At 57.2% G+C, this 10049-nt stretch carries 11 protein-coding genes; 5 read left to right on the top strand and 6 right to left on the bottom strand.

The window, feature by feature from the left end; translation table 11 throughout:
* Positions 1 to 893: 893 nt before the first annotated feature.
* Both ACP7E4_RS27840 and ACP7E4_RS27835 read left to right on the top strand, forming a co-directional pair.
* On the top strand, positions 894 to 1283 hold the full coding sequence (locus ACP7E4_RS27840; protein WP_426119095.1) for a YybH family protein: 390 nt from the start codon (positions 894 to 896) through the stop codon (positions 1281 to 1283).
* Between the two features lie 61 nt (positions 1284 to 1344).
* Entirely contained in the window at positions 1345 to 2814 is a 1470-nt protein-coding gene (locus ACP7E4_RS27835; protein WP_426119097.1) for an amidase, read from the top strand.
* A 133-nt stretch (positions 2815 to 2947) separates the two neighbouring features.
* On the opposite strand, the gene ACP7E4_RS27830 is transcribed toward ACP7E4_RS27835, so the two are convergent.
* A complete protein-coding gene (locus tag ACP7E4_RS27830) occupies positions 2948 to 3250 on the bottom strand; it encodes a hypothetical protein (RefSeq protein WP_426119098.1) in 303 nt (100 codons plus the stop codon).
* Between the two features lie 74 nt (positions 3251 to 3324).
* On the bottom strand, positions 3325 to 3744 hold the full coding sequence (locus ACP7E4_RS27825) for a winged helix-turn-helix transcriptional regulator (protein ID WP_426119100.1): 420 nt from the start codon (positions 3742 to 3744) through the stop codon (positions 3325 to 3327).
* A gap of 94 nt (positions 3745 to 3838) precedes the next feature.
* Here ACP7E4_RS27825 and ACP7E4_RS27820 point away from each other — a divergent pair, with 94 nt between their 5' ends.
* From ACP7E4_RS27820 to ACP7E4_RS27810, 3 genes are read left to right on the top strand one after another with little or no spacing between them, the layout of a single operon-like run.
* Positions 3839 to 4447: an FMN-dependent NADH-azoreductase gene (locus ACP7E4_RS27820; RefSeq protein WP_426119101.1), complete on the top strand. Its 609-nt coding sequence runs from the start codon at positions 3839 to 3841 to the stop codon at positions 4445 to 4447.
* 26 nt (positions 4448 to 4473) lie between these two features.
* Positions 4474 to 4881 (top strand): DoxX family protein, encoded by a 408-nt coding sequence (locus ACP7E4_RS27815; RefSeq protein WP_426119103.1) that lies wholly within the window; start codon positions 4474 to 4476, stop codon positions 4879 to 4881.
* A gap of 16 nt (positions 4882 to 4897) precedes the next feature.
* A complete protein-coding gene (locus ACP7E4_RS27810; protein WP_426119105.1) occupies positions 4898 to 5806 on the top strand; it encodes a pirin family protein in 909 nt (302 codons plus the stop codon).
* A gap of 315 nt (positions 5807 to 6121) precedes the next feature.
* On the opposite strand, the gene ACP7E4_RS27805 is transcribed toward ACP7E4_RS27810, so the two are convergent.
* The 4 genes from ACP7E4_RS27805 to benA form a co-directional block, all read right to left on the bottom strand.
* The gene (locus tag ACP7E4_RS27805; RefSeq protein ID WP_426119107.1) at positions 6122 to 6895 is read right to left on the bottom strand and encodes a 1,6-dihydroxycyclohexa-2,4-diene-1-carboxylate dehydrogenase; all 774 of its coding nucleotides are present in this window, start codon (positions 6893 to 6895) and stop codon (positions 6122 to 6124) included.
* A gap of 164 nt (positions 6896 to 7059) precedes the next feature.
* Positions 7060 to 8073: a benzoate 1,2-dioxygenase electron transfer component BenC gene (gene benC / locus ACP7E4_RS27800; protein WP_426119109.1), complete on the bottom strand. Its 1014-nt coding sequence runs from the start codon at positions 8071 to 8073 to the stop codon at positions 7060 to 7062.
* A 10-nt stretch (positions 8074 to 8083) separates the two neighbouring features.
* Positions 8084 to 8572 (bottom strand): benzoate 1,2-dioxygenase small subunit, encoded by a 489-nt coding sequence (gene benB, locus ACP7E4_RS27795; protein ID WP_426119110.1) that lies wholly within the window; start codon positions 8570 to 8572, stop codon positions 8084 to 8086.
* A complete protein-coding gene (gene benA, locus ACP7E4_RS27790) occupies positions 8569 to 9933 on the bottom strand; it encodes a benzoate 1,2-dioxygenase large subunit (RefSeq protein WP_426119112.1) in 1365 nt (454 codons plus the stop codon). The genes benB and benA overlap by 4 nt, the downstream gene beginning before the upstream one ends.
* Positions 9934 to 10049 lie beyond the last annotated feature (116 nt).

Genomic DNA, 10049 nt, shown 5'->3' with positions numbered 1-10049 from the left:
GGCCTCAAGCTTGAACTCGAGGGTGTATTTAACGCGGTCTGTCTTGGACTTAGTCATGTCGTATCCTTGCGGCTATTGAGACACCTGGCAAGGGATACGTTTTTCAGGGGCAAGGTCACTTCCGTATTTGGCCGCTCTCTGCCGGTCGTCGATACGGTGTGAGCAAGTCAATTCGAATGCTATTACGCAGACAAGCATCACACCGCTGAAACTGTGCTGAAAACGGATAGGTTCAAACTTTATCACCCCATAAGATGCCCCATATCGTCGATTCGATCAGGGGGGGGCGCCATGCATACCGAGACCAACGATACACTGCCCCTTGGCTTGCTCGGCAGGTCTCCGGCGGCAGACGCTACCGAATATGGTAGCCCGACCACAATGCCTGGGGTTTTCGATACCGGTGCAGGCATCAGTCCTTCGCCCACTCCAGATGTGACGTTGGGAATTCGCACATGCAATCACACCGCCAATGAGCTGAAAGGCTATCGAGGAGCGCCCTCAGATAACGCCTTCAGCCAGAACCTACTGCTCATCGCCATATTTTACCCGCGGATAATCGGCACTACCGTATTTCGAGCCAGCCATGGTTCTGGTGGAGTACTACCTTTACTCAAGATCTGTTTAGAGGAGGACGTACAAACTTCTGCAGACGCACAGACCATCAACGCCGATCCGTTCCCTCCATTAACTCCTCTGATCCTTGGGTGGAACCTGCCCCACCATCTTTTCATCCACACCGCCCCAATAGGTAACGACAGTAACTCGGGATTGAGCACCTCATACCCACACACGCGGCCAGCATTTCATGTTGCGCCTCAATAGAGCATGAATCCTTCAGCAATGCTGATTGGATCTCTTACTAACATCCGCTGAAATAGATGGAGCCACTCATGTCCCTAAAGGACCAAATACAACTCGCAGAGATAAAACTGGCTGACGCCATTGCCAGCCAGAACGGCCAAATCGTGGCTGAGCTTTATACCGATGACGCTCGTTTTCTTCCCGACGGCGCACCAACGCTCAAAGGCAGAACCGAGATCGCCAGCTTCTTCGAAGACATTTTCAGGAAAGGCATCGTCGCTGGGAAATTCACAACATTGGAAGTCGATGGAGATGAGCAAGCAGCAACCGAAATAGGCGCCTATCAACTCTTTGCTCAATCCCCACAAGGTCAACGCATCACTGCTGTGGCTGGACGCTATCTGGTCACCTGGAAACGTATCGACGGAGCCTGGCAGCTGCATAGGGATGTAGTCAGTCGGGATAAAAGCGACGACTGAACATAAAGCCTTTAGTCGCGCGCGCGAGCGCTCTTAGATCAAATACAAAAGGGAGAAACAGATGAAAACCGAGCCAATCACATCAGCATTTGAGCAGAACAATACCCCACATACCTCAAACGAACCCTGGACCTGGAGTGCGGTGGATCTGGCCAAAGCGATCAGAACTCGACAACTATCCTCTCGTGAAGTTGTACAAAGCTGCCTTGACCGTATCGATGCGATAAACCCCATCATTAACGCCTTCACCGAGGTCAATCACGAAGAAGCATTAGCCTCGGCAGATGAGGCCGACCGCGCCGTCGCCTCTGGAAAACTGCTCGGGCCTCTACATGGAGTTCCGCTATCGACCAAGGTCAACATCGACCAAACTGGCCGCGCAACTACCAATGGGGTAACTCTATTCGCCGGCAATATCGCTACCGAGGACTCACCATCGATTGCCAAGTTGCGGCAATCCGGGGCCATACTGACTGCACGAAGCAATCTACCCGCGTTCTCGCTACGCTGGTTCTCCAGCAACAACCTACACGGAGTGACCCTCAATCCATGGAGCAAGGACCACACACCTGGCGGTTCGAGTGGTGGTGCCGCGGCAGCCATTGCAGCAGGCATGATGCCGCTTGCAATCGGTAATGACATCGGCGGGTCGATCCGGTACCCCGCATACTGCTGTGGAGTGACAGGAATCAGACCGACGGTTGGATTAGTTCCTCGCTGGTATGGCCCTAAAAACCTAGATCAACCTCTTTGCGTGCAAGTCATGGCAACAGACGGGCCTATTGCTCGGAACGTCGGGGATCTGCGACTAGCTCTTTCGGCTATGAGTGGCTTCGACTCAAGGGATCTGTTGTCGCTGCCCATGCCCGGCAACACGAAAAACGCCGAACGCCCGATGCGAGTCGGAATTCTGCGCACATCCGCTGCGACAACTACCTCAAAGGAGGTATTGGAAGCTCTAGATCGTGCTGCAACTTATCTGTCAGACGCGGGCTACATCGTCGAAGAAATAGAGTTACCCTTCCTAGAGGAAGCCTATCGTCTCTGGTATCTACTTGCGATAGAGGAGTTTCGTGAAATGCTCCCGCTCATGGAGCAAGCAGGAGATCAAGGAGCGCTGACGGCTATGAAGTTCACCCTTGAAGTAGCAGCCGATTGGTGGGGCACTCTGCCCACTTTAAGAGACTACATGCACGGCTATGCACGGCGCGGCAGCTTGATAGCCCAACTGCAAGCAGTTCTGGAGTCCTATCCGGTCATACTGCTTCCAGTATCTGCCGAACAGCCCTTTCCGCAGAATCTGGACATCGAAAGTCTTGAAGGCATGCGACGAGCGGTAAAAGCCAACTGGTCCATGATGGGGATCGCCAACCTGGGCTTCCCGGCAATGTCAGTTCCAGTTGGTATCGAGAGCAGGCTACCCTGCGGAGTGCAATTACTCGGCCGGCGCTATCGCGAGGGAGACCTGTTTGACGCCGCGGAGATCATCGAAGCACGGGCAGGTCGACTAACACCAATCGACCCGCGCTGAGCAGGTGACACGATCGGGTACATCCGCGAAAAAAATCGCGGTGTACCTGACCGTCGTGAGCGCACCGCGATGTTCAATCTTGTCCCCTCCCCCCAACGAGTATCTTCTTCTTTACTCCTGCTTTTACTGGGCCTTAGAGTACCGGCTTTTCGGAACGTGCCAGTGGATTGCTGTCTGCGGGCGTCGCCTGCAACCATCCCGCTTCAACTGCATGCAGCAGGTGGCCGAGCTGATCAAGTTCACCCGGCACCTGGGTCAATTGTTCCAGACATTCAAGGCTCGTCTCGGCTAGTCGGGTAATCGCAATATCAAACAACCGCATCCCCTCGTCACTCAGCTGGATGGTTTGGCTACGTCGGTCTTCAGGATCAAAAATACGTTGTGCCACTTGCGAAATATGTCGGTCGATGAGCATGGAGAGACTGCGAATACGCAAAGTTGCCAATCCGTCGTGATTGAGGTCGGGGCGTTCTCTTCGCCACGCTTGGGCAACCTACGGCTCAGGACTGGCTATTTGCTTCGGGACGAGATTCCACCCAACACGTTTTCGTCACCGCCTTCTTGCTTATCGAATGCCTCTCTGGCTGCGTCGATGTCGGAAATATGATTATTTGCCCATGCTCCCAATGCGATAACAGGTTCTGTCAGAGAGCGTCCAAGCAGCGTCAATTCGTATTCGACATGTGGCGGCATGACTGCAATGACCGTTCGCTTTATGATTCCATCTCGTTCCAAGCCTCGCAGACAAAGCGTCAACATGCGTTGAGATATGCCATTGATAGAGCGCTTTAATTCTGTAAACCGGCGAGGGCCGCCTTCCAGAAACATGATGATCAGGACACTCCACTTTTCGCCGACACGAGCCAGTACCCGACTGATCTTCTGGCAGTCGGACTTTTGCAAATCGTGCGGCGGTACGGTTACATCCATGATACTGGGTTCTCTTTATGTGCCGTATTGTGCGTGATAGGCGTGGTGGTTCATTGTTAGCTCGAATCACAATTGTATACCACGGGAATTAGCCATGACGCTTTTGCATATCGACGCCAGCATTTTGGATCATCAATCGGTCAGCCGACAGCTCACGGCCACCATCGTCGAGCGACTGACTGAAGGCAAGCCTGGCATCCAGGTCGTTCGCACCGATCTTGCAGCCGACCCCATCGGGCATTTGTCCGCAGCCGAGTTCTTGGCCTTCCAGGGCGTAGAACCTCAAGACGAAGCCACCAAGCAGCAAGTCGCGCGCAACGAGCAGTTCCTGACCGATTTCCTCGCCGCCGAAATCGTCGTCATTGGTGCTCCCATGTACAACTTCTCGCTGCCGACCCAGCTCAAGGCTTGGCTTGATCGCATTGCGGTAGCTGGCAAGACCTTCCGTTACTCCGCCACTGGTGTTGAAGGGCTCGCTGGCGGCAAGCGGGTCATCGTAGCGTCGACACGCGGCGGGCTTTTCAGCGAGGGCGCACCTGCCGCCTCCCTTGATCATCAGGAAACCTACCTGCGCGGCATTTTTGGTTTCGTCGGAATAAATGACGTCACCTTCGTTCGTGCTGAAGGCTTGGCATTGGGTGATGAGACCCGAAAGGCGGCCGTTGCGACTGCCATAGCACAGGTTGAGCAACTCGCAGCCTGATATCCCTTACTCAAGAGAAATATGCCATGAACACGACAACTTCAATTTCACCGACCGCGCAGAGCCGAACAAGCAAATTTGTTTCCTGGGGCCTGCGGATTCTCGCCGCTCTGGTTTTCTTGGCTGCCGGCGGTGCCAAGCTCGCTGGAGTGCCGATGATGGTAGAAATATTCGAGCACATTGGTATCGGTCAATGGTTCCGGATCGTTACGGGGCTGATTGAGATCATCGGCGCGATTGGTTTGCTGGTACCAGCCATGGCAGGCTTGGCGGGCCTGCTATTGGCTGCCACCATGTCAGCTGCCATCCTGGTTCACCTGTTTGTCATTGGTGGCAGCCCCGTTCCTGCCATCGTGCTACTGCTCATCACGGCAACGATCGCGTGGCAGCACCGGACCAGTGTGCCGATGTTGAATCGGTTGGGTCGGGGCTGAAAGAGGAGTAAGAAAAATGAGCGCAGTTCTCGGCTACAAGCGCGCACTTGTAGCGCGGCCCATCACGCATCGCACGCGAGGCCATGGGCACGGACCGATCATTCGGTTGATGAGTCCTTCCGACCTTGGCCAGTTCGCGAAGCCCTTCGTGTTCCTCGACCTGTTCGATGCGGACAAGAGCACCATCCAGGCGATGGCCGACATGCCGCTGCACCCGCATTCAGGCATTGCGACCGTGACGGTGCCAGTCGAAGGCGCCGTCCATTACGAAGACCCGGCCAATGGCACGTCTGGCACGCTCGGCTACGGTGCCGTGGAATGGGCACGTGCCGGCGGTGGCATGTGGCATGGCAAGGAACTGTCCGCCGCCGACGTGCCACGCCTCCAGGGCTTCCAACTCTGGCTGGCCCTGCCCTCCGAACTGGAAAACGGCGAACAGGAAAGCCGCTATATCGAAGCCCAACACATGCGCCAAGCCGGCCCGGCACACATCATTGTCGGCAACCACGAAGGCGTGCAAAGCCCCGTGCCTGCGCCCGAAGGCATCAATTATTTGCTCGTTACACTGCGTGCCGGCGAGCGCTGGACGTACCAGCCGCCGGCTGGCCATTCCGTGGGCTGGTTGGCACTCGCTAAGGGCAGGCTCGATGCAGGTGGCGGTGACCCTGTCGAGGCAGGAGAAATGGTGGTGTTCGAGCCGGGCGAAACACCCATTGAGCTCGAAGCATCCAGCGAGGACGACGCCGTATTCGTCCTTGGATCGGCCGTGCCGCATCCCTATCCACTGCACATGGGTTACTACTCGGTGCATACCTCCGCGCAGGCGTTGGAAGCCGGAGAGCGTCGCATCGCCGAACTAGGCCGCAAGCTCAAGGAAGCCGGGGATCGGAGCACGGCTTCAGGGACGATTCCGGTATTTCGCTGACGATCATCCGGCATCGGCGATGAATTCCCGTGCCGGGCCGCCGACGAACCGGGCCCGGCTCTGGCCAACTACGGCCTGGACACCCTGCGCTTTATCAACCCTGTGGGCATCGGCGACACCATCCAGGCGCGCCTGACCTGCAAACGCAAGATTTGATTCATATCGAAGACATGATATGCGCACGGCGCACTGCGGGAGCTTGAAAACGATGGCATGGGAAAAGCGTGCCGGTGAAGCCTACCTCACGCGGCCGCAGAGCAAAGAGCACCTAAAAGAGTCAGCGACGGCGCTTATCAGTATCGCTAGTATGGTTTCTCATCCTTGATCACCTCCTCCTACCGGCATGGTCAGACCTGTGATGTAGGACGCTTCATCGCTCGCCAGAAACAGTATCGCGCCCGCCTGCTCGTCCAATGTCCCATAGCGCTTCATCAGACTGCTGTCGATTGTCTGATCGACGATCTGCTGGTACCAGTGTTTCTCCTCGGTGCTTTGTTCGGCGCTGTTACGCGGAATCAACCGGGGTGGCGCCTCAGTTCCACCAGGCGCCGTCGCATTGACTCTCACGCCCCGTCCCGCGGTTTCGAACGCCAGGCACGCCGTCAGCGCATTCACGCCACCCTTTGCCGCACCGTAAGGCACGCGATTAATGCTGCGGGTAGCGATCGACGACACGTTGACAATGGCCCCGTTGCCCTGCGCGAGCATGAATGGCAACGCAGCGTGGCAGCACCATAACGTCGGGAACAATGACCGTCGGACTTCAGCCTCGATCTGCTGAGGGTCGTAGTGCTCGAAAGGTTTGGCCCAGATCGTCCCACCGACATTATTGATGAGAATGTCCAGACGCCCGAAACGCTCAATGGCGGTGTGCATTACCCGGTTGCATTCGTCGTACTGCTCAAGATCTGCAGTGAGTGCGAGCACTTCGCTGTTCTGCGCTAGCTGCTGTCGCACGTCGTAGATTAGCTCAGAGCGATCGACCAGGATCAACCGCGCGCCCTCCCCAGCCATTCGCTCGGCGACACGCCGTCCGATGCCTTGGGCGGCACCAGTGATCAGTGCGACTTTGTCTCGAAATCTATCCATGTGTACCTCATGACGGAGCGTTTTGTAGGAGCGGGCCCGCGATGGCCGTCAACGGTGACGTGGGCATTCTGAACGGATACGGCGTACGAGCGTTCTTCGCGAGCGTTCGGGCCTCGACCGGCTACTCCTACAAGCAATCTGTATCGCGCAGTTCTAGCGCACGACTAAGCGGCGCTGGCGGCAAACTTCTCGTAATAGAAATTCGCCGGCGCGACACCTTGTTCGCGAATGAACTGGCTGACCGCTTCGACCATCGGCGGTGGCCCGCAAAGGTAGACGTCGACGTTACCATCGTGCAGATGTCTTGGCTCAATGTGCTGGGTCACATAGCCCTTAAGCGGGTGTCGGCTGTCTGGGCTGGCCACGCAGGCACTAAAACTGAAGTTGGGAATCCGCGCCGCGAAAGCTTCGAGGCGATCCATCTCCACCAGGTCACGATCGTGGGTCACGCCGTAGATCAGATGCAGCGGATGCGCACTGCCTTGCTCGGCGACTCTCTCCAACATCGCCGTGAACGGCGCCAGGCCCGTACCGCCGGCTAGCAACAACAACGGCCGACGGATATCACGCAGATAGAAGCTGCCCAGCGGTCCGGCCAGGCTCATGTTGTCGCCGGCCTTGGCCACTTCGGTGAGGAAGCTGCTCATGAGGCCGCCGGGCACGTTGCGAATAAGGAAACTGACTTCACCGTCACGCTGCAACGAGCTGAACGAATAAGCGCGAGTCTGCTCGCTGCCAGGAATCCCGAGGTTCACGTATTGCCCTGGCAGGAACGCCAATTTGCTCAATGCATCCCCCTTGATCGACAACGCGATGGTGCTGTCGGACAGCTGGCGCACGGCGCTGATGGTGGCGTCATAGCTGGCCTGACGGGTACGGCAAACCTGCGAGGAGGTCGGCACGCGAATCACGCAATCGCTCTGGGCGCGCATCTGGCAGGTCAGGACGAAACCTTGCGCGGCTTCTTCCAGGCTGAGGGCGTCTTCGATGTACTCCTCGCCCAAGTCGTAGCGGCCAGCCTCGGCGAAGCACTTGCAGGTTCCGCAAGCGCCGTCGCGGCAGTCCAGTGGAATATTGATGCCCTGGCGATACGCGGCGTCGGCCACGGTCTCTCCAGCATTCGCGTCGATGAATCGGGTGACGCCGTCTTCGAAATTGAACGCAATGGAATGAGTCATGACGGCCGCCTCAGAGGTGGTAAACATCAATGACCTGGCGAACGTAGTCGTTCTTCAGAATCACTTTCTTAGCCTTGATTAGTGGGCTTTCACCACGCACATCGAGGGTGTAGAAACTGTTGCCGAAATAGCTGTCGACGGTCTTGTAGCGAAAGCTCAGGGTGTGCCAGTTGAAACGCACCTTGCACAGTCCATCGGCCTGTTCGATCAGCTCGATATTGCTGAGGTTGTGCGAGGTGCGGGTGTCCGGAATGCTCGCACTGGAGCGTTCGGTCTTGATGCGGAAGACGCGGTCTTCCAGACCGGTGCGATTGCCATACCAGATCAACGAGATTTCCCGTTGTGGGTCTTCGGTCAGCTCATCGTTGTCGTCCCAGGACGGCATCCAGAACGTCGCGTCAGGGGCGTACAACTCCAGCCACTCGTCCCATTGCCGGTCATCAAGGTAGCGCGCTTCGCGGTAGAGAAATTCGCACACGGCGTCATAGGTGATGGTCATTGCACGGCCTCCACAGGAATCAGTTCGGACTGCTCGGCGGCCAAGCCCTTGAGCATGGTCTGCTGCCAATATTTGTGTTGCAGCACGAACAGGCCTTCGTCTTCGGTGCGCATGCCGCTGAGCAGCGGATGCAGGTCGATCTCTCTGGCCGCATCATCGGCGCCTTCCACCCAGTGCTCGGCACCACGGGACATGTCGTTCCAGGCGGTGATGCTGCCCTGGTAACCCGTCTGGCAGGAGCGAAACTCTTCCAGATCGTCCGGGGTCGCCATGCCGCTGACGTTGAAGAAGTCCTCGTACTGACGAATCCGGCTCGAACGGGCGTGGTCGCTTTCACCTCTGGGGGCGATGCAGTAAATGGTGATTTCGGTACGGTTGACCGAGATCGGCCGGGCGATGCGAATCTGCGAGCTGAACTGGTCCATCAGGTACACGTTCGGGTACAGGCACAGGTTGCGCGAGTTCTCGATCATCCAGTTGGCGCGGGCCTGGCCGAAGTCGCGAGCCAACTCGTCGCGACGCTCGTACAGCGGACGGTCCTCGGGGTTGGACCAACGGGTCCAGAGCAGCATGTGGCCCTTGTCGAAGGAATAGAAACCACCGCCCTGCTTGGCCCAGCTGCCGGCGCTCATGGTCGGATTGCAATCGCCGGCTTCGCGCTGTTTGCGCTGATTTTGGGTCGCCGCGTAGTTCCAGTGCACGGAACTGACGTGGTAACCGTCGGCACCGTTTTCGGCGGTGAGTTTCCAGTTGCCTTCGTAGATGTAGCTGGAGGAACCGCGCAACACTTCCAGGCCATCGGCGGACTGATCGACGATCATGTCGATGATCTTCGCCGACTCGCCCAGGTGCTCTACCAATGGCACGACATCGGCCTTGAGACTGCCGAACAGGAAGCCGCGATAGGATTCGAAACGCGCGACTTTGGTCAGGTCGTGGGAGCCTTCGCAATTGAAGCTCGCCGGGTAGCCGGCCGCCGCCGGGTCCTTGACCTTGAGCAGCTTGCCGGAGTTGTTGAAGGTCCAGCCATGGAAGGGGCAGGTGTAGGAACTCTTGTTGCCGGTCTTGTGCCGGCAGAGCATCGCGCCACGGTGGCTGCATGCGTTGATAAAGGCGTTCAACTCACCGTCTTTATTGCGCGCGATGAAGATCGACTGGCGCCCCATGGTGGTGGTGTAGAAGTCGTTGATATTGGGGATCTGGCTTTCGTGCGCGAGGTACAGCCAGTTGCCTTCGAAGATGTGCTGCATCTCCAGATCGAACAACCGTGGATCGGTGAACATCTCGCGCTTGCAGCGATAGATGCCCTGCTCAGGGTCTTCTTCAAGCAGGGAGTGAAGGTATTCGGGTCGCAGGGTCATGGCCGCCTCCATTGTTTTTATTCAGGCAGGGCCATGCTAGGACGAGGGGATGGGGCAGACTATCCGCGGGGTGCAGACCTGTATCCGTTTTGTGCAATCCGTTAGTGCTGATGCCT

It is taken from the genome of Pseudomonas sp. DSP3-2-3 (assembly GCF_049898225.1).
Lineage (GTDB): Bacteria > Pseudomonadota > Gammaproteobacteria > Pseudomonadales > Pseudomonadaceae > Aquipseudomonas.
Note: the sequence above shows the minus strand (reverse complement) of the source record. Positions and strands in the feature narration are given on the sequence as shown.